Genomic DNA, 19,636 nt, shown 5'->3' on the forward strand with positions numbered 1-19,636 from the left:
CTTCCATCACCAGAGTTGAAGATGGACACGTCGCCAAAAACTGCATGAGCTTGGCGCGGGTAACCACATTCGCCACATAGTGCAATGCCAGCGTCAGCGTGTTGTTGTAAGTCGCAACAGACTCTTCGTAGTTGGCCTCAGCGGAGGTTAATTGCCCGGATAAACGGCCACCGGTGAAAATAGGCAGATACAGCGCAGGCCCAATGCTTCCGGCATCGTTGCCAGAACACGTCAGATTATTCAGGCTGAACGACTGATAGCCAATAAAACAGGTAATGCTGACATCGGGGTAGTACGCGGTTTTGGCGACATGAATGCGTTTTGCCGCAGCTTCAACACGCCAACGCGCGGCGCTGATGTCCGGACAGTGGCCCAGAATTTTGATGCCAGTTTTAGCAGGCAAATTAAAGGATTCATCCAGATGGATCGCCGGACGCTGAATAGAAAGCCCCCGGTCTGGCCCGTCGCCCAACAGTGCGGCAATGGCATTTTTCTGTAGCTGGATGGCCTCATCGGAGGCAATCAATTCGGCCTCAGCGCTCGCTTTCAACGCCTGCACCTGTTTGACCACGCCGTCAGTTTCAAGCCCATTGAGATTTCGCTCTGTCATCAATTCAACGGTTTTGCTACGGATCTCCAACGCATTCTGCGTCGTGTCACGGTTGAGGTACAAACGTGCCAGCTCCATATAGGACTGCACCAAAGCGGCTTGGAGCAGTAATTTTGCCGACTGCATTTCCGCACCCGCCGCCGCATAATCTGACGTTGCAGCAGCGACTTCAGCACGGTTTTTGCCCCAAAAATCGAGATTAAAACTCAGATTAGCCGTCGCAGAGCCATAGTCATTCCAGCCGTGCGGTGGCATATAGGCCTGATAGGCATAGCTCACTTTACTCTTTGACGCAGACGCTGACGCGCCAACTTGTACAGAACAAATCGCGCCAATTTGCTCGGCGATCCCGGACGCGTTCTTTAATCGAGACTCAGCTATTTTCAAGGTTGACGCAGAAGCCAGTGCCACTTCCATCAGGCTGTCCAACTGCCCGTCGTGGTAGCGTAGCCACCACTGCGCGTCTGGCCAGCGGCCCTCTTTTTCGGTGGTCAGCGACTGTGAAGAGGCAAACTCATCGGCACGTTTTATGTGGCTCAGTGTGTTGTCTGGGGCGGTTGAACAGCCCGCCAGGATGAGCACCACGGCAAGCATTGAAAACCGCAAATAAGGAGGTAACAGGCTGCGATTTATTAACTTATTGATTTTCAAGATACACCTTTTTAATACCGAACAGTACGGTTTTGTTATAATTTGACATAAAACGATAGTCAAGAGAAGCTTGCGCATTGGACGGAAAGAAAAGTGAAGCGTATGCGAGTTAAAAGTGAAACCAAGCGTCAAACCATTCTGGATATCGCGACGCGCGCATTTATAGAGCAGGGATTCAACAACACGTCGATGTCGGAGATCGCTAGTCGCGTCGGGGGCTCCAAATCAACGCTCTATAACTATTTCAGTTCCAAAGAAGACATCTTCTCTGCTGTCATGGCATCGTCAGCCAAAACCGACATCGCGGAAGCGTTCGAATCACTAGACCCAAAGAAAGATATCGAAACGACGCTTAACCAATTTGGCCGCAATTACCTCTCCTCAGTGCTGAGCAGCGGCCTGATGGCAATCTGGCGCATCGCGATCAGTGAATCAGAACGTAGCGACATTGGCCGCTTGTTTTATGCCGAAGGGCCACAAAAGGGCTGGAAACGGTTAAGCCATTACCTGAGTAAAAAAAGCGACGAAGGCATTCTGCGTCACTCAGACAGTTGGGTATGAGCGATGCATTTGAAAGGGCTGATTGAAGCAGAGTTGTTTCTTGTCGCAGCATTGGGCGTCGACACTGCACCAGACGCCAAACGCATTGAAGACGCGGTCTCTCGCGCCATCACAGTATTTCTGCTCGCTTATCGGGCTGAAGCGTCGAAGCAGTAAACCGTAGAGTGCCACCCATAAAAAAGAAGCTCAGGATTGAGCTTCTTTTAGGGCATTGAACAGGTCGTCAGACAGCGACCTTAGCGCATCGTCACAAACTCTTCCGATGCGGTCGGATGAATCGCCACGGTATTGTCGAAGTCGCGTTTGGTCGCGCCCATTTTCACCGCTACGGCAAAGCCTTGCAGCATTTCATCCATGCCAAAGCCGATGCCATGTATGCCAACGATTTTCTCTTCCGGCCCAACACACACCAGCTTCATGCGACACGGTTGGCGGTGCTGGGTTACTGCGGTGTACATCGCGGTGAAGGAAGAGGTGTAGACCTTAACCTGATCATCACCGAATTTTTCCCGCGCTTGCGGTTCGGTCAACCCGACGGTGCCAATCGGCGGGTGGCTGAACACCACGGTCGGGATATTGGTGTAATCCAGATGCTCTTCCGGCTTGTTGTTAAACAGCCGTTCTGAGAGGCGGCGCCCTGCCGCAACAGCCACCGGCGTCAGTTCGACAGCGCCGGTGTTGTCACCCACCGCATAAACGCACGGCACGTTGGTGTTCTGGTATTTATCTACCTTGATAAAACCGCGCTCATCTTTGATGACACCCGCCGCTTCAATATTCAGGTTATCGGTTGCCGGTTCACGGCCAATTGCCCAAATCAGGCAATCCACGGTATAAGATTCACCGTTGGTCAGATGCAGGGTCAGGCTGCCATCAGCGTTTTTTTCAACCGCCTGCGGCGTGGATTCGGTATGTAGCATCGGCCCTTCTGCCTTCATCACTTCCACCAGCGTGCTGAAGATCAGCGGATCGAAGCTGCGCAACGGCGCGTGCTTGCGCACAAACAGATGGGTTTCGGAACCGAGCGCATTCACAACACCAGCGATCTCAACGGCGATATAGCCCGCACCGACAATTGCCGTACGCTTTGGCAACCCGTCAAGCGCAAAAAAACCGTCGGAATCGATGCCGTACTCAGCACCGGGAATCAAAGGACGCGTCGGCCGGCCGCCCGTCGCGATCACAATATGGTCGGCAGTAATGGTTTCACCATTCACTTCAACGGTGTGCGCATCGACAAAGCGGGCAAAGCCGTGGATAACGTCCACCTGATTTTTGCCCAGCACATTGTTATAGGACTGATGAATACAATCGATATAGGCACTGCGTTTCTTCACCAAGACATCCCAGTTAAAGGCGTTAACGGTGGTATCAAAACCATAGTCCGGCCCATACTGGTGGATCGCTTCGGCAATCTGCGCCGCGTGCCACATGACCTTTTTCGGTACGCAGCCGACATTAACGCAGGTGCCGCCCAGGTACTTTGCTTCAATCAACGCACATTTTTGCCCATACATTGCCGCACGGTTAATGGACGCGATACCGCCACTGCCGCCACCGATGGCGAGATAGTCATAATGCTTTGTCATGAGAAGATCCATGGTTAAGTGAAGAGAATAAAACACAGTGTAACCCCTGAACTCGGTCTGCGGCAAAACCGTTAACGTCGGTTTTGCCGATGAGTGCAACAGTCAAAACCTGTCAGGCTATTCCGGCACCACCTGCTCAATCAGCGTATGCTCAGTGCCATTAGGCGCAAGCACACTGTGCAGCCACGCCAGCAGCGCTTGCATTTGCGCGTGCAGTTTCCACGGCGGGTTGATCACGATCATGCCTGACGCCGTCATGCCATAGCGATCGCTGTCCGGCAGCATTGCCAGTTCAATTTGCAGAATATTACGGATACCGGTGGCTTCCAGGTCTTTGAGCATGCGTTTGATTTGCTGGCGTAATACCACCGGATACCACAGCGCGTACACGCCGGTGGCAAAACGTTTGTAACCTTCCTGAATCCCTTTGACCACCGCCTGATAGTCGATTTTCAATTCGTAGGGAGGGTCTATCAGGATAAATCCACGGCGAGAGGCGGGCGGCAGTTGGGATTTCAACTGCTGATAGCCATCTTCACGCACCACTTTGGCTCGCGAATCACGTTGAAATTCACCGCACAGCAACGGGAAGTCGCTAGGGTGCAACTCCGTCAGGTGAATACTGTCCTGCTCACGCAGCAGTTGGCGGGCAATCAGCGGCGAACCGGGGTAGAAACGTAGCGTGCCATTACTGTTGTAGGCTTTAACCGCGTTCAGATAAGGGGTCAACGCTTCGGGAATATCGTCCCGTTGCCACAGTTTGGCAATACCTTCCAGATACTCCCCGGTACGCTCCGCATGTTCACCGCTGAGCTGATAACGCCCGGCTCCTGCATGGGTATCCAGATACAGAAACGGTTTCTCTTTTTCTTTGAGCGCAGTAATGATCAGGCTCTGAACGGTGTGCTTCAGTACGTCGGCATGGTTGCCGGCATGGAAACTGTGGCGATAACTCAACATAACGGTTTTTGTTCCGGTGAAATAAACTGGGCGCCCGAAGGCAAGATCATATCCCGCACATATAAACGTTCTGCCGCAGAAAATATCACCGGAAAACCATAACGCAATCCTCTTGCAATCCCCTTGCCGAAAGGGTCGATCGATCATTATATTATTAAATATATAGCGATAGTGAGTGGAGAACATCATGGCAAACCCCTTTGGCGATGGCGTTATGGACGGGCTTAAGGCCCAAACGCCACAACCCCTGAGCGAAATTCAGCACCACGGTCTCGAATATCGACGTGGTTATATCTGTGGCTACTCGTATAACCTGTCGGAAGCGGTGGGCGATCGACAAAAAGCCGCGTTTGAGGCTGGCCTGCTTTCACGGAGCTATGGGCTGGAGCGTGACCGTATCACCGAGTTTTTTAGCGAATACGGCAATCCACAAACTGTGGTCTATTTTTATGCTGGTTATGATACGCTGGGGAGGGGGGAATGAGGCAGCACGTACCATACGTTAAACACAGCACCGCTCTCTTCAGACTGCCCGCCACACCGCAGTGAAACATCTGCACAGTAACCCATGCTGACGTGTGCAATACGCGCGGTTTTCACATGCCCAGGGAATTTTCCCCCGTTCATTGATTTTTGCCCTTTCTGGCCTCATGTTAATCAGTAATTCGCTTTTTTTGCCAGCGCCGCCGCTCGCGCGACTGCCTTTGTCACTGGCTGACACATAACGATAGGACCGTGATATGACGAATCCATTATTGACCCCGTTTACCCTGCCCCCGTTTTCCGCCATCACTGTTGATGACATCGTCCCCATCGTTCAGTCTGCGCTGGCAGACTGCCGCAGTGCGGTTGAGCGCGTGGTAGCGCAGGGTGCACCGTTCACCTGGGAAAATCTGTGTCAACCGCTGGCAGAGAGCGACGATCGTCTGGGCCGTCTGTTTTCCTCGATCGGCCACCTCAATGCCGTGAAAAATAGCCCTGAGCTGCGTGCTGCCTATGAGCAATGCTTGCCGCTACTCTCTGAATACAGCACCTGGGTTGGACAACACACCGGGTTATATCAGGCGTATCGCGACCTGAAAGAAGGATCCCACTACGCCACATTGAGCGTCGCGGAGAAAAAAGCGGTGGATAATGCGCTGCGCGACTTTGAACTGTCCGGTATCGGTTTGCCGCCGGAAAAACAGAAACACTATGGCGAAATTGCCGCGCGTCTGTCTGAACTGAGCGCGCAGTACAGCAACAACGTGCTCGACGCAACCATGGGTTGGAATAAGCACATCACTGACGTTGCGCAGCTTGAAGGGATGCCGGAAAGCGCACTGGCCGCCGCCGCCGCACAAGCCGAGGCTAAAGGACTGGAAGGTTGGCTGCTGACGCTGGATATCCCCAGCTACCTGCCTGTCATGACCTACTGTGCCAATCAGGCGCTGCGTGAAGAGATGTATCGTGCCTACGCAACCCGCTCCTCCGATCAGGGGCCGAATGCGGGCAAATGGGATAACAGTGAAGTGATGGCCGAGGAGCTGGCGCTGCGCCATGAACTGGCGCAACTGTTAGGCTTTGGCAGCTTCGCTGATAAGTCCCTTGCCACCAAAATGGCAGAAAATCCGCAACAAGTGCTGGATTTCCTCAACGATCTGGCAACGCGTGCCCGCCCACAAGGGGAAGCGGAACTGGCACAACTGCGCGCCTTCGCCAAAACGCATAATGGCGCTGGCGAACTGCAACCGTGGGACATCACTTACTACAGCGAATTACAAAAGCAGCACCTCTACACCATCAGCGATGAGCAACTGCGCCCTTATTTCCCAGAACAGCGCGTGGTTGAAGGGCTGTTTGAAGTGGTGAAACGCATTTATGGCATTACGGCCAAAGAACGTCACGACGTAGACGTATGGCACCCCGAAGTACGTTTCTTTGACCTGTTTGATGAAAGCGGCGAACTGCGCGGCAGCTTCTATCTCGATCTCTATGCGCGCGAACACAAGCGTGGCGGTGCCTGGATGGATGACTGCGCGGGACGCCTGCGCAAGAGCAACGGTGAACTGCAAAAACCGGTGGCCTATCTGGTATGTAACTTCAACCGTCCGGTCAACGGCAAACCCGCGCTGTTCACCCACGATGAAGTCACCACGTTGTTCCATGAATTTGGTCACAGCCTGCACCATATGCTGACGCAGATAGATACCGCAGGGGTGGCTGGCATTAGCGGTGTGCCATGGGATGCCGTCGAACTGCCGAGCCAGTTTATGGAAAACTGGTGCTGGGAGCCGGAAGCGTTGGCGTTTATTTCCGGTCACTACGAAACCGACGAACCGTTGCCACAGGCCATGCTGGACAAGATGCTGGCGGCCAAAAACTATCAGGCTGCGTTGTTTATCCTGCGCCAACTTGAGTTCGGCCTGTTCGATTTCCGTCTGCATGCAGAATACGATCCGGCAAAAGGGGCACAAATTCTGCCGACACTGGCCGATGTCAAAGCCAAGGTCGCCGTCGTGCCGAGTCCAAGCTGGAATCGTTTCCCGCACGCCTTCAGCCACATCTTCGCAGGCGGCTATGCCGCAGGATACTACAGCTACCTGTGGGCAGATGTTCTGGCAGCGGACGCCTACTCGCGCTTTGAAGAAGAAGGCATTTTCAACCGCACCACCGGCCAGTCTTTCCTGGATAATATTCTGTCGCGTGGCGGTTCCGAAGCGCCGATGGATCTGTTCAAGCGCTTCCGTGGCCGTGAACCACAGCTTGATGCCATGCTGCACCACTATGGTATTAAAGGGTGAACATCAGCCTGCTGACAGAAGGGGGCGCCGATAGAGGCGCCCTTGATGCATTAGCGTCACGCTGGGGATTGCAGGACGACCCCAGCGTGACGCTGGCGCTGGTGCTGACGCCAGAACGTCTGGAGCTGCACAAGCAGGATGAAGAGAAGCTCGGCGCTATTTATGTCGATTTCGTCTCTGGTGCAATGGCCCACCGCCGTCGCTTTGGCGGCGAGCGCGGCGAAGCGGTTGCTAAAGCGGTCGGCATCAAAAAGGATTATCTGCCGGACGTCGTGGATGCCACCGCCGGATTAGGCCGTGATGCCTTTGTACTGGCCTCGTTAGGCTGTCGTGTACGTCTGCTGGAACGTAACCCGGTAGTTGCCGCGCTGCTCGACGATGGTTTACGACGTGGCTATGAAGATGCCGAGATAGGCGCGTGGCTGCGCGAAAGATTGACGCTGATTCATGCCTCAAGCCACACAGCCCTGAGCGATATCACACCGCCACCGGATGTGGTCTATCTCGATCCCATGTTTCCTCATCGGCAAAAAAGTGCGCTGGTAAAGAAAGAGATGCGGGTGTTTCAATCACTGGTGGGCGCGGACGACGATGCCGATGCCCTGCTGGCTCCCGCGCGGGCGTTGGCGAAAAAGCGCGTGGTGGTAAAACGCCCTGACTACGCCCCACCGCTGGCGGGCATTGCCGCCCAATCGATGCTGACCACCAAAAGCCACCGCTTTGATTTTTATTTGCCGCTGTAGTTCACGGCCCTCATTTTTGTCTTCTATCCATTTAAGCGCTCACATATGAGCACTTAACCTATATTAGCGCTTATGTATGAGCGTTTAACTCTCTGTGTATTGATTAAAATATAACGACTGCTACACTTGAGGAAGCAATGATAAAATCTTATTAAGCGCTTATAGATGAGCGCTTAACATGCTTAAAGGATCATATGTGATCGCTAAACCTAATACCCGGTCGCTTTCCGCCCCTGTCGTTCGGGTACTCAAAAAGTTAGGGGCTGATATCGCTCTGGCACGGCGGCGGCGACATATTACACAAGTATCAATGGCAGAACGCTTTGGTATCTCTGTCGCTACGTTACGCCGTTTGGAAAAGGGCGATCCGCGTATCTCCATAGGAACGCTGGCACAGGCGCTGCTGATACTGGGTGAATTAGCAAAAATAAACGAGTTGCTGGACACCGCCACGGATGACATTGGGCTGATGATGATGAATGATGCGCTTCCTCAGCGCGTACGCACCAAACGCATCACGTCAGGTTCGGGAGGATTATAGTCATGTCGGCAAAACAGCAAGCAGTTCGGGTCGCCATCGGTCAATCAGCACTGCCGGTGAGAGAATTGGTATATAGCAAGGAAGGGCGCAGAGAATTTTCCGCATTTTCTTATGATGAAACGTGGTTAGCGACGGCCAATCGTTTTGAAATTTCGCCCGACCTTGCGCTGATTGCAGGCTATCAATACCACAAAGCGCCCGGCAAGGAAGACTCCCTGTTCCATTTTGCTTTTGCCGATACCGAACCTGACGGATGGGGCTGCCGCGTGATTGCACGCGATCACGCTAAACTCCGCAAGAATGCCCAGGTTGGCCAGAGTGTAAGTACTGCCCTGACAGAAATGGATTTTCTGTTAGGCGTGGATGATGCGAGCCGTATCGGTGCATTGCGGCTGATGGATGCCGAAGGTAATTTTTTACGCTCAACGGTGGACGGTGGTCGAGGTACACCACCGCTGCTTGAATTACAGCAACTGATTAGTGCCACTCACGCCGTCGAAATGAACAAAGAAACGGCCGCCGATCTGAAATACCTGCGAGGTAAAGGGACTTCTCTGGGTGGCATGCGGCCCAAATGTTCCATCATGGATGATGACGGATATTTGGCTATCGGCAAGTTTCCCAGCATACAGGACGATCGCAGCGTCACGCGGGGCGAAGTGTTGGCACTACAACTCGCTGCAACGGCGGGTATTCGGGTAGCCGAATCACGCACCGTTATGTCAGAGGATATTCCTGTGGCGTTGATACGCCGCTTTGATCGCACGCCAAACGGTGGCAGAATCCCTTACCTTTCCGCAGGTTCCATGCTGCAAGCCACGCGGACGGAAGAGTATGCTTACAGCCAAATTGCCGACGTTATTCTCATGCACAGCATCTCACCGTTGGAAGATTTGGCAGAGTTATGGCGGCGTATTGTCTTTAACCTGCTAATCACCAATGTGGACGATCACGTACAAAATCACGGATTTCTGCACGTCGAACACGGGCAATGGCGACTGGCTCCTGCCTTTGACCTCAACCCGTTCCCCGATAAGGATCAAGAGTTAAAACTGTGGCTCGATGAGGATTACGGCCCCGTCGATTCGATCGACGCCGTTCTGGCAAGAGCAACCTACTTCCGTTTGTCGCCTCAACAGGCCAATGCAATCCTAACGCAGGTCTACCATGCGGTGAATAACTGGAAGGCATCAGCAATCCGCTACACTGTCGGCATGACCAACGCTGATATCGACGCCTTTATCCCTGCATTTGATAATCCACAAATGCGACGCGCTGCACAATTGATAGGATAACGCGTGGCCTGTTAGTCCCTGACAGGTCACTCAGCAACCTTACACCGATAACGCCTTAACCCGCTCGATGGCAGCGCGCAGGCTTTCTGCATTCAGCGGCACAGGCAGCGCATGGTATCGATTCGAACGGTGCCAGCGTGCGTGCAATGACCTTCTCCACATCGGCGTGATGATGGATATCCACATCCAGCGCCTTCAGGCTGGTAGGCAAGTTGAAACGCGCAAACACCGCAATCAACTGCTCGGTCACGTCGCGCTGTCCGAGCAGTTCACTCTGCACCAGAATGCCATAAGCCACTTTGGTGCCGTGCAGGAAACGCTCGGTTTGCGGTAAAGTGGTCAACCCGTTATGCACCGCATGCGCCGCAGCCACGCGGGTGTAGCGTTCGCCCAAGCCGCCAACCATACCACCGCCAGCGATAATCGCATCGATCACATCAAGGAAAGCCTGCGTCAGTTCGCCACGCCGTTGATCGGCCAGCGCCTGCTCGCTGCTATTGAGCAGCACATTACGAATAGAGAGCGCCGCTTCAATCCCCAAACTCACCGTCAGCGGCAGATTTTCCGGTTGTGGGCTCAGCACCACCGCCTCATACCATTTCGCCAGCGTATCGCCGATCCCTGCCAGCAGGTATTCCTGCGGCGCGCGCAGAATGATAGTGGGCTCCACCAACACCAGATGGTTGGCATCGTTGAAAATTTCAAAACGCAGCGCCTGACCTTCATCGTTATACCAAACGGAAAGCGGCGTCCAGGCGGCACAGGTGGCAGCGATGGTAGGGATAGCCACCAACGGTAAGCCGAGGCGACGCGCCACCACTTTAGCCTTGTCCAACAACGCACCGCCGCCGACACCAATCACCACCTGACGATCGTCACCCGCTTGAGCACAGAGTTGCACCACCGCGCTTTCGCTGCAATGACCGCCAAAAGCAATGTGCTTCGCACCGACTACGTTGAACGCTGCGGGCAAAAACGAGGTGGCTGCCGCAATCGCCCGTTCACCATAAATCCAAACCGCGCTTTCCAACTGTGCCGGGGTATAAAGGTTTTCCAGCTCCTGCAACGCGCCGGGGTAGGAGTAATAGTTGGCGGGGCCGGTTACCACGCGAATTGCCGTGCTGGTCATGATGCTACATCCTGTCGTGTGTTGACTGTCATCGGTGAATAATCACTACCTTATCACAAACAGACTTCTGGATGGCTATAAATATTAAGGGCATCATGATGCATTTTTTTCATGTTGCTCTGTAAGCGTCTGTTTTATGAATTATCTTCATGTTACATCTGGACATCTGTAAGGCTAATAATATTTTGCTTTATCTTATGCGTTTTCGTTCATTGCCAGGCGTTATCACCCCGTGAAAGATCTGGCCGATCAGATGATTTTTTTCCTGGGATGACCGCCATGACGCACACACATCGGCCAACGCCACACAAACTGGAAATGCGCGGGATTTCCATTGCCTTTTCCGGCTTCGCTGCGCTGACGCAGGTCGATTTCACCCTGAAAGGCGGTTCTATCCACGCGCTGACCGGTGCCAATGGCGCAGGCAAATCAACGCTGATGGTGGTACTTTCCGGTGCGCATGAGCACTATCAGGGGACCATTGTCATTGATGGAAAACCCGTTGAGATTCGCTCACCGCGTCAGGCCAAGCAGCTCGGCATCCATGTGGTACAGCAGGAAGTCGACGTCGCGTTAGTGCCAGGCCTGAGCGTGGCGGAAAACATTATGCTCGATCAGTTGGCGGAGCCAGGTCATAGCTATCGCTGGCGGCGTATTCGCCATAGCGCGCGCAACGCGCTGGAGCTAATGGGTATCGATCTGGACGTGCGTCGTCGCATCGAGCAATGCTCACTGGCCGAAAAGCAGCAGATTCTCTTGGCGCGCGCCCTCTCCCACCACTGTCGCTTCCTGATCCTTGATGAACCCACGGCACCGCTCGATCAGAATGAAAGCGAGCGTCTGTTCAACGTGGTGCGCCACTTGCAGCACAGCGGTATCGGCGTGGTGTTTATCTCGCACCGTATTCATGAGCTAAAAGCGATTTGCGATCGCATGACGGTATTGCGCTATGGTCGCCTGATTGAAAGCAGTCCAATGGATAGGCTAAGCGGCGAAGCGATCGTCGAAAAGATGCTCGGCCATGCATCTATCCGCCGCGCCGACCGGCGATAACCGGTAAACCACTGTTGGCGATTGAAGGTCTGCATGACAATACACTGCTGCACGATATCTCGTTGCAGTTGCGCGGAGGCGAAATTCTTGGCATTGCCGGGCTGGCAGGCGCAAGGAAAACCGAATTGTGCAAAGCGCTGTTTGGAGCCAATGCCAGCCGCGTGCGATCCGGCGAACTGCGCGGCAAGCCCTGGCAGCCGACCACACCGGCGGATGCCGTCGCCGCAGGCATTGCTCTGGTGCCGGAAGAGCGCCGCAAAGAAGGCATTTTTATTGACGAGTCGGTGGCGATGAACCTGAGCATCAGCGCAAACGACAGCTTTTCTCGCTGGAGCCTTTTTAGTCATCGGCGCGCATGGCGCTGGGCACAGGAGATTATTTCACGTCTCGGCGTGCGTACCACCGGGCCAGCACAGACGCTGCGTCGCTTGTCAGGTGGCAACCAGCAGAAGGTCGCGATTGGCAAATGGCTGCGCAACGATGCCGACGTTTTGATCTTTGATGAGCCGACCAAAGGCGTTGATGTCAAAGCCAAAACCGATCTCTTTCTTTTAATCGATCAGTTGGCTCGCGAAGGCAAAGGCGTGATTTACGCCTCCGGCGAATTCGCTGAACTGGTCGGGCTGTGCGATCGCATTTGCGTGCTGTGGGATGGCCGCATTGTGGCAGAACTGGATGGCCGCAAAGCCAGCGAAGAAACCCTTTTACTTTACTCCAACGGAGGAACCCCTGCGTGAGCAAAGCACTTTCCCTTAAGGCGACAGTTTCGGGCCGCCAACAGCTGTTTGATTTTCTCTACAAGTGGGGAATGCTGCTGACGGTGGTAGCGCTGATCGCGCTGTTTGGTATCGCCTCCTACAACTTTCTCGATCCGTACAACATCATAAATATTCTGCGCTCAATTGCCATCGTCACGGTGATCGCCATTGGCGTCTCCATCTCACTCACGGTGGGAGGGTTCGATCTCTCGGTGGGCTCAACCGCCTCGCTGGCTAACGCACTGGTGATTTCACTGTTTGTCTGGCACGGCTTTGGCACCACAGAAGCGATTCTGGTGACACTGCTGCTGTGTACACTGGTCGGCCTGTTTAATGCTTTTCTCATCGTGGTACTGAAAATTCCCGACATGTTAGCAACACTTGCCAGCCTGTTCGTGATTCAGGGCGTCGCGATGAGCTACAGCTATGGTGGCTCCATCACACAAAATATGGTGCTACCCAGCGGGGAGATGGCAGAGGGCGTTATCCCTGATGCCTTCTCACTGCTCGGTCAGGTGCCGACCATCGTGATTATCATGCTGGCTGTCACATTGGTGGCACAGTTGGGCCTGTCATTGACCAAACACGGCCGCCGCATGTATGCCATCGGAGGTAACGCCGAAGCCGCACGGCTTTCCGGCATCCGTACCACCCGTTACCGCGTGGCGGCCTGCCTCACTGTTGGCAGGATTGGGCGGTATTTTGCTGGCATCGCGCATCGTCTCATCCCAGGTCAACGCCGGTAGCGGTTACCTGATGGATGCAGTGGCAACGACCTGGATCGGTTTTTCACTCGCTGGCTCTGGCAAACCTAACGCATTGGGTACGCTGGTCGGCGCCGTGATCCTCGACGTGTTGCAGAACGGACTGGTCATGCTCTCCGTTCCCTATTACGCCATGGATATTATCAAAGGGCTGGTGCTGGCCGCCGCTCTGGCAATCACTTACGCTCAACGCCGTTAATCCCGAAAGACAGGAAACTATAATGAAGAAATTGACGTTTTCACTGCTGGCGCTGAGCCTGCTGACCATCGCCCCCACCTTTGCCGCCACACCTGCCCCCGTGCCGGACGCTATCGCCAAACAGGACGGGCCGATTCGCATCGCCGTCATCCGTAACCTTGGCTCTGACGATAACACCACCCAGTTTATTACGGGAGCCATCCAGCAAGGGAAGAAACTGGGGTTCACCGTCAATACCTTCCTGAGCAACGGCGATGACGCCCGCTTTCAGGATTTCGTCAATCAGGCCATCAGCCAGAAGTATGACAGGATTATCCTGTCTCAGGGCCGCGATCCGTACTCGACTGCGCTGGTTCAGCGCATCGTTGACAGTGGCATTGCGGTCTCCACCTTCGATACCGCCGTTAATGGCACCGTTCCCGGTGTGACCTTGACTCAGCAGGATGACGCGTCGCTCACCGAGCTCTCCTTCGGCCAACTGGTGAAAGACTTCAACGATCAGGCCAACATCATCAAGCTGTGGGTAGCCGGGTTCCCGCCGATGGAGCGCCGTCAGGCGGCCTACCAAAACATCCTGAAAGACCATCCTGGCATTAAAGAGCTGGAGTCCATTGGCGCGGTCTCTTCCGATGTACAAGGTGACACCGCCAACAAAGTGGGTGCAGTGCTGGCGAAATACCCTAAAGGTAAGATCGATACCATCTGGGGGACCTGGGATGCCTTCAGCCAGGGCGCTTACAAGGCGCTAAAAGAGAATGGCCGCACCGAAATCAAACTCTACAGAATCGATATTTCCAATCAGGATGTGCAACTGATGCGCGAGGCCAACAGCCCGTGGAAAGTGAGTGTGGCGGTTGACCCGAAACTGATCGGTGCTACTAACGTGCGCCTGATTGCCAACAAGATTGCAGGCGAACCTACCCCGGCAACCTATGATTTCAAAGCCGCCACCATTCCACAGGCGCTACTGGTGAGCCAGCCGGGACAGGTTAACGTCTCTTCACTCGGCAAGATTATTCCCGGCTGGGGCCAGAGCGATGATTTCATTGCGACGTGGTTCGCTACACTGGAAGCCAAACAGAAAAAATAAGGAACTACAGTATGGCAAAGCAGGAACTGCCGCGTCCCGATTACAGCCGCAATATGCGGTTGATCGGGCATAGCGATCAGGGTGGTGGGCCAGACGGCGTACAGGTGATGGTCCATCGCGGCTACTCCTATATCGGGCACATGGTGTCGCAGGGGTTCTCCATCGTCGATGTGCGTGATGCGAAAAACCCCAGGGCGGCGGGTTATGTGCCCGCCCCGCCTGGCACCTGGAATGTGCATTTGCAGGCACATGACGATCTGCTGCTGGTGATTAACGCACGCGATCTGTTTGCCGACACCCGCTTTGCCGATGAAAAGGTCTATTAAACGCGCTCCGTTGCCGATACGGTGAGTGACGTGCAAGACAGAGGCTGGAGCACCGGACTGCGCGTGTTTGGTATCTCAACGCCGGACATGCCGCGTGAAATCGGCTTTCTGCCGCTGAACGGCATTGGTATTCACCGTATTTGGTACGTCGGCGGGCGTTGGGCCTACGTTTCTGCCCTGTTGGACGGTTTTAGTGATTATATCTTCCTGACTATCGATCTTGCCGATCCGCGTAAACCGGAAGTGGCGGGGCGCTGGTGGTTGCCGGGCATGCACAGCGCCGCAGGCGAAACGCTCAACTGGCCGGAAGGAAAACGCTATGCGCTGCACCACGCGATTATCAGCGGCAATACCGCGTACGCCAGTTGGCGTGACGGTGGCCTGACGCTGCTGGACGTGAGCGATCTCCATCAGCCGCAGCTCATCAGCCACCGTAACTGGAGCCCACCGTTCGGCGGCGGCACCCACACCACGCTGCCGTTGCCGGATCGCGATCTGCTGGTGGTACTGGATGAGGCGGTGCTGGACAATCAGGAAGATGGCGAGAAACTAATCTGGCTGTTCGATATTCGCGAGCCGAGCAACCCGGTCAGCATTTCCACCTTTCCGCAACCGGATGAAGTGGATTACGTAGCCAAAGGTGCGCACTTCGGGCCGCATAACCGGCACGAGAACCGACCGGGCAGCTTTATCAGCTCAACCCTGATTTTCGCCATCTACCAGAACGCAGGCGTACGCGCTTACGATATCAGCAACCCGTATCGCCCCGTGAAAACCGGCGCGTTGGTGCCTGCTGCACCAGAGAAAATGATGGATACCCGTCCGGGCCGCCCACGAGTCATTCAGTCCTGTGATGTGTTTGTGGACGCACAGGGCATTATTTACAGCACGGATTATAACGGTGGGCTCTCGATAATTGAGTACTTGGGCTGAAGCTATTTTCCCCGTTATGACGGAGAACGCCGCGGAAAAGAAGCGACTCTCTGCAAGACCGATGATGTTTCGTGCGCGTTAACCAACACGGATTTCTGCAACCGTTGCAGCACGCGCCCGACACGAGGCGCTTAATCGCCGCCGCCTCGTGACTCCAGGCTTTTCGCGAGAAATCACGCCGCTATGCGGTTCCTTCGGCGTTCGTGCCCGCGGTTCGAGCCGCCAGCGGCGCGCTCCCGGCGCGGCGCTGACTTTCGCGGCATCCATGCCGCTCACCCGGCGGTCACGCCCACCTCAGAGTAATTTTTTACGCGAGTGAAGGCCAAAAGACCAAAACCGAATCGACACCATCAATGATGACAAGGCATTCCGATCACACTACGCCCTGTGCCAGCATCGCATCTGCCACTTTCACAAAGCCCGCGATGTTCGCGCCGCGCACGTAGTTGGTGTGCTGGCCTTCACTGCCAAAATCCACGCACGCATGGTGGATATCCAGCATGATGTGGTGCAGATGCGCATCCACTTTCTCCGCTTTCCAGCCCATACGCGCCGCATTCTGTGGCATTTCCAGCCCAGAGGTTGCGACACCACCGGAGTTTGCCGCTGTGCCCGGCCCAAACAGCACGTTGGCTTCCAGGAAGGCATCCGTCGCTTCGATCGTGGTCGGCATGTTGGCCCCTTCCGCCACGGCTTTCACGCCGTTAGCAATCAGCGTCTTGGCACTAGTCAGGTCCAGCTCATTCTGCGTGGCGCACGGCAGTGCGATGTCTACCGGCACGTTCCACGGCGTTTGGCCTGGCTGGTACGTGAGACCGGCTTCGCGCGCGTAATCTCCCACACGGCCATAACGTTGGTTTTTGATATCCGCCAGCAGCGCCAGTTTCTCCGGCGTAAAGCCCGCTTCATCCACTACCGTGCCGTTGGAGTCCGAAGCGGTAATCACACGAGCGCCCAGAGACAACCCTTTTTCAATGGCATACTGTGCCACGTTACCAGATCTGGAGACTGCAACACGCATGCCCTCAAACCCAAGGCCGTGACGCTCCAGCATCGCCTGCGTGAAGTAGACCAGCCCATACCCTGTCGCTTCCGGGCGAATCAGACTGCCGTCAAAAGAGAGTCCTTTACCGGTAAACACACACGCGGTGTTGTTGGTCAGCTTTTTCATCATCCCGGTCATAAAGCCCACTTCACGACCACCCACGCCGATGTCTCCGGCAGGTACGTCAGTATCCGGCCCCAGATGGCGATACAGTTCCGTGATCAACGACTGACAGAAGCTCATCACTTCACCATGGCTTTTACCCTTAGGATCGAAATCAGAACCGCCTTTACCGCCCCCCATTGGCAGCGTGGTCAGCGAGTTTTTAAAGGTTTGCTCGAAACCGAGGAATTTGAGAATGGAGAGGTTCACCGAAGGGTGGAAACGCATCCCGCCTTTATACGGACCAATGGCGGAACTGAACTGCACGCGCCAGGCGCGGTTGACCTGCACCTGACCTTTGTCATCCGTCCAGGCAACTCGAAACTGGATAACACGCTCTAGCTCGACCAGACGTTCCAGCAGGCTTTGCTCTGCATAGCGCGGATTCTGTTCCAGAAACGGCCACAGGGTAGAGAAAACTTCCCTGACCGCCTGAGAAAACTCCGGCTGATGCGGGTCGCACTGCTGAACCTGATTAAGAAAACTTTCCAGAGAGACTAATTGAGCCATTACCAACTCCTGCAAAAAAGAAAAAGCGTCCGGTGGACTGTGCTTTTTTTATCTCGCACCCTTTCACGCGCAGCAAAGTGCCTGGCCGCGTGAAAACGGTGAAAGTTATGCACGTTAAAAGCCTGTGGGATCGCGGTTGAATGATGTTGTGCCGCTTCGACTATAGCACTGCTGGTGGATATTCAAGCAAGCGTTTTTTAACGTTTTATATGCTTAAAAACCAATGAGATAGGCACTTATCCTCACATAAAAAATGATAAAAATTGGTCATAAGTTTCTATTATATAACAAAAGAAAGTGCAATTCAGTGCACAAAAAAGCGGTTAACAGAGGGGAGGTAAAAAAATGCGATCGACTAAAAAATCGGTCAATTTGCAAAAAAATGCACTAGCTAAAAAGGCTCCCCGGCCTTAACCGGGGAGAGGAAGAGAACGAGGACGTTACTCTTCGTCATCACGCAACGGAACGATCAGCATGTCCACATGCACGGTGTTGATAAGTTGACGCGCGGAAGACATCAGCTTGCTCCAGAAATCCTGGTGGTGCCCACATAACACCAGGTCAGCATCATATTTCTTGATAGCATCCACCAATACCTGCCCCAGATCGCCACTGCCACTCAAGGTTTCTGTGATCGGATAACCGGCGTTTTTAGAGAGATCGGTCAACGCGTTTTGCGTTTCTTCAGAAATACGCTGCTGCATGTCGCCCAGATTCACATCAATCAGGGCGGTGTACAGATCGGAGTAATTGACGTCGACGTGGATCAACGAGACTTTGGCATTGTACGGCCTTGCCATCGAGACCGCCTTTTCCACTAACACTTTACTTTCTGGAGAAAGGTCAACAGCAATCAGGATATGTTTATAAGCCATAATAAGCTCCTTCCGTAAAGACACATTAATGGTTCAGCAGATTTTTCCGCCTGCTAATCCAATACTTAACGGCTTGGTTATAGAATACCACCCCTGCCGATTTTTGTTATGTTCAGCAGATCACACCGCCGCATATTTACCGCATTCTGCGAGATGACCCGCACCGCGCCCGTGCGCCGTGCAAGTGATTACTGCACAACGGCTCACAGGAACGGCGATCTGACCGTAAAATTCTTGTACTCCTTGATAAATGTAGTAGAAACAGCTCCTTATCACGTCTGGGCTCCCGACGATCTGCTACAAAACCAGGAAAAAGAGTAGGGAAAATCGTCAAAATTATTTGATATCGGTCACTCTGTGGCAAAAATCTGTTTTCCTCTTCTACAATAACAATGAGGGGGGATATAAACGTGCCATTCGGCTGCTGAGCCTCTCATTTCAGGGTGAGTCGAGCGGTGTTCCATTGCGGTGCTTGAGGTCTCTCGATTACCGTACTGCATACTGCCCGGTAGAGCAAAAGATAAGGGCGATTTACCCTTTCTTCGCCCGCTTAATAAAATCGCGTAATGAACGTGTGGCAAAACGATTCGCAGAAACGCCGTAGGATGTTCACTACATCCTCGTTCTGACGAATAACATTATCCGGGAGGGGAGCATGATCAGTACATTTGCGCTTTTCTGGGCCTTGTGCATCGTCTGTGTCATCAACATGGCGCGCTATTATTCTTCTTTGCGCGTACTGCTGATGATCCTGCGCGATTGCGACCCGCTGTTGTACCAGTATGTGGATGGCGGAGGATTTTTCACTTCCCACGGACAGCCCAGTAAGCAGATTCGGCTGGTTCGCTACATTTACGCACAACGCTATCTGGAACACCACGATGAAGAGTTTATGCGCCGCTGTGAGCGGGTACGATGCCAGTTTATGCTGACCTCCGCACTGTGCGGACTCATCCTGGTGAGTCTGGTGTCCATGTTGATGTGGTATTGATCGATTGGGTATTTAACAATGTGTAACCGACAAAGATAAAAGGCGATTCTCTCGAATCGCCTTTTTAT

12 protein-coding genes and 5 pseudogenes are annotated in these 19,636 nt (G+C 54.0%); 11 read left to right on the forward strand and 6 right to left on the reverse strand.

Going from position 1 to position 19,636, the window contains the following annotated elements; genetic code table 11:
- On the reverse strand, positions 1-1,204 hold a 1,204-nt coding region (locus tag CS369_RS19015), incomplete at its 3' end, for an efflux transporter outer membrane subunit (protein ID WP_196908291.1).
- 159 nt (positions 1,205-1,363) lie between these two features.
- Here CS369_RS19015 and CS369_RS24050 point away from each other — a divergent pair.
- A pseudogene (locus CS369_RS24050) lies at positions 1,364-1,978 on the forward strand (TetR/AcrR family transcriptional regulator).
- 80 nt (positions 1,979-2,058) lie between these two features.
- On the opposite strand, the gene gorA reads toward CS369_RS24050, so the two are convergent.
- Complete coding sequence (gorA, locus tag CS369_RS19030) at positions 2,059-3,411, reverse strand: glutathione-disulfide reductase (protein WP_196908294.1); 1,353 nt, start codon at positions 3,409-3,411, stop codon at positions 2,059-2,061.
- Between the two features lie 117 nt (positions 3,412-3,528).
- A complete protein-coding gene (locus CS369_RS19035) occupies positions 3,529-4,371 on the reverse strand; it encodes a 23S rRNA (adenine(2030)-N(6))-methyltransferase RlmJ (protein WP_196908295.1) in 843 nt (280 codons plus the stop codon).
- A 187-nt stretch (positions 4,372-4,558) separates the two neighbouring features.
- Between CS369_RS19035 and CS369_RS19040 the strand changes: the two genes are divergently transcribed.
- From CS369_RS19040 to CS369_RS19060, 5 genes are all read left to right on the forward strand, one after another.
- Complete coding sequence (locus CS369_RS19040; RefSeq protein ID WP_196908296.1) at positions 4,559-4,855, forward strand: DUF2623 family protein; 297 nt, start codon at positions 4,559-4,561, stop codon at positions 4,853-4,855.
- A 256-nt stretch (positions 4,856-5,111) separates the two neighbouring features.
- Entirely contained in the window at positions 5,112-7,154 is a 2,043-nt protein-coding gene (gene prlC, locus CS369_RS19045) for an oligopeptidase A (RefSeq protein ID WP_196908297.1), read from the forward strand.
- Positions 7,151-7,897, forward strand: coding sequence for a 16S rRNA (guanine(1516)-N(2))-methyltransferase RsmJ (rsmJ, locus tag CS369_RS19050; RefSeq protein ID WP_196908298.1), 747 nt, complete (start codon positions 7,151-7,153; stop codon positions 7,895-7,897). The genes prlC and rsmJ overlap by 4 nt, the downstream gene beginning before the upstream one ends.
- A gap of 196 nt (positions 7,898-8,093) precedes the next feature.
- A complete protein-coding gene (locus CS369_RS19055) occupies positions 8,094-8,438 on the forward strand; it encodes a helix-turn-helix domain-containing protein (protein ID WP_244665109.1) in 345 nt (114 codons plus the stop codon).
- Positions 8,439-8,440: 2 nt separating this feature from the next.
- Complete coding sequence (locus tag CS369_RS19060; RefSeq protein ID WP_196908300.1) at positions 8,441-9,733, forward strand: type II toxin-antitoxin system HipA family toxin; 1,293 nt, start codon at positions 8,441-8,443, stop codon at positions 9,731-9,733.
- A gap of 39 nt (positions 9,734-9,772) precedes the next feature.
- On the opposite strand, the pseudogene CS369_RS19065 reads toward CS369_RS19060, so the two are convergent.
- Positions 9,773-10,862: pseudogene (locus tag CS369_RS19065) on the reverse strand (oxidoreductase).
- Positions 10,863-11,141: 279 nt separating this feature from the next.
- Here CS369_RS19065 and CS369_RS19070 point away from each other — a divergent pair.
- The 4 genes and pseudogenes from CS369_RS19070 (at position 11,142) to CS369_RS19085 (ending at position 15,985) form a co-directional block, all read left to right on the forward strand.
- A pseudogene (locus CS369_RS19070) lies at positions 11,142-12,652 on the forward strand (sugar ABC transporter ATP-binding protein).
- Positions 12,649-13,636 (forward strand): annotated as a pseudogene (locus tag CS369_RS19075) (ABC transporter permease). The pseudogenes CS369_RS19070 and CS369_RS19075 overlap by 4 nt, the downstream one beginning before the upstream one ends.
- 22 nt (positions 13,637-13,658) lie before the next feature.
- Complete coding sequence (locus tag CS369_RS19080) at positions 13,659-14,726, forward strand: sugar ABC transporter substrate-binding protein (RefSeq protein ID WP_196908301.1); 1,068 nt, start codon at positions 13,659-13,661, stop codon at positions 14,724-14,726.
- An 11-nt stretch (positions 14,727-14,737) separates the two neighbouring features.
- A pseudogene (locus tag CS369_RS19085) lies at positions 14,738-15,985 on the forward strand (LVIVD repeat-containing protein).
- Positions 15,986-16,358: 373 nt separating this feature from the next.
- On the opposite strand, the gene gdhA reads toward CS369_RS19085, so the two are convergent.
- On the reverse strand, positions 16,359-17,702 hold the full coding sequence (gene gdhA / locus CS369_RS19090) for an NADP-specific glutamate dehydrogenase (RefSeq protein WP_196908302.1): 1,344 nt from the start codon (positions 17,700-17,702) through the stop codon (positions 16,359-16,361).
- A 440-nt stretch (positions 17,703-18,142) separates the two neighbouring features.
- Positions 18,143-18,577, reverse strand: coding sequence for a universal stress protein UspA (uspA, locus tag CS369_RS19095; protein ID WP_196908303.1), 435 nt, complete (start codon positions 18,575-18,577; stop codon positions 18,143-18,145).
- Between the two features lie 655 nt (positions 18,578-19,232).
- Here uspA and uspB point away from each other — a divergent pair.
- On the forward strand, positions 19,233-19,568 hold the full coding sequence (gene uspB, locus CS369_RS19100) for a universal stress protein UspB (protein ID WP_196908304.1): 336 nt from the start codon (positions 19,233-19,235) through the stop codon (positions 19,566-19,568).
- The last annotated feature ends 68 nt before the right edge of the window (positions 19,569-19,636 follow it).

The organism is Candidatus Symbiopectobacterium sp. 'North America' (assembly GCF_015762685.1).
Taxonomy (GTDB): Bacteria; Pseudomonadota; Gammaproteobacteria; order Enterobacterales; family Enterobacteriaceae; genus Symbiopectobacterium.

What these genes read in the sequence shown, in the direction of transcription:
- gorA (WP_196908294.1), bottom strand. Translation starts at nt 3,411, where the DNA reads ATGACAAAGCATTATGACTATCTCGCCATCGGTGGCGGCAGTGGCGGT.
- CS369_RS19035 (WP_196908295.1), bottom strand. Translation starts at nt 4,371, where the DNA reads ATGTTGAGTTATCGCCACAGTTTCCATGCCGGCAACCATGCCGACGTA.
- CS369_RS19040 (WP_196908296.1), top strand. Translation starts at nt 4,559, where the DNA reads ATGGCAAACCCCTTTGGCGATGGCGTTATGGACGGGCTTAAGGCCCAA.
- prlC (WP_196908297.1), top strand. Translation starts at nt 5,112, where the DNA reads ATGACGAATCCATTATTGACCCCGTTTACCCTGCCCCCGTTTTCCGCC.
- CS369_RS19060 (WP_196908300.1), top strand. Translation starts at nt 8,441, where the DNA reads ATGTCGGCAAAACAGCAAGCAGTTCGGGTCGCCATCGGTCAATCAGCA.
- CS369_RS19080 (WP_196908301.1), top strand. Translation starts at nt 13,659, where the DNA reads ATGAAGAAATTGACGTTTTCACTGCTGGCGCTGAGCCTGCTGACCATC.
- gdhA (WP_196908302.1), bottom strand. Translation starts at nt 17,702, where the DNA reads ATGGCTCAATTAGTCTCTCTGGAAAGTTTTCTTAATCAGGTTCAGCAG.
- uspA (WP_196908303.1), bottom strand. Translation starts at nt 18,577, where the DNA reads ATGGCTTATAAACATATCCTGATTGCTGTTGACCTTTCTCCAGAAAGT.
- uspB (WP_196908304.1), top strand. Translation starts at nt 19,233, where the DNA reads ATGATCAGTACATTTGCGCTTTTCTGGGCCTTGTGCATCGTCTGTGTC.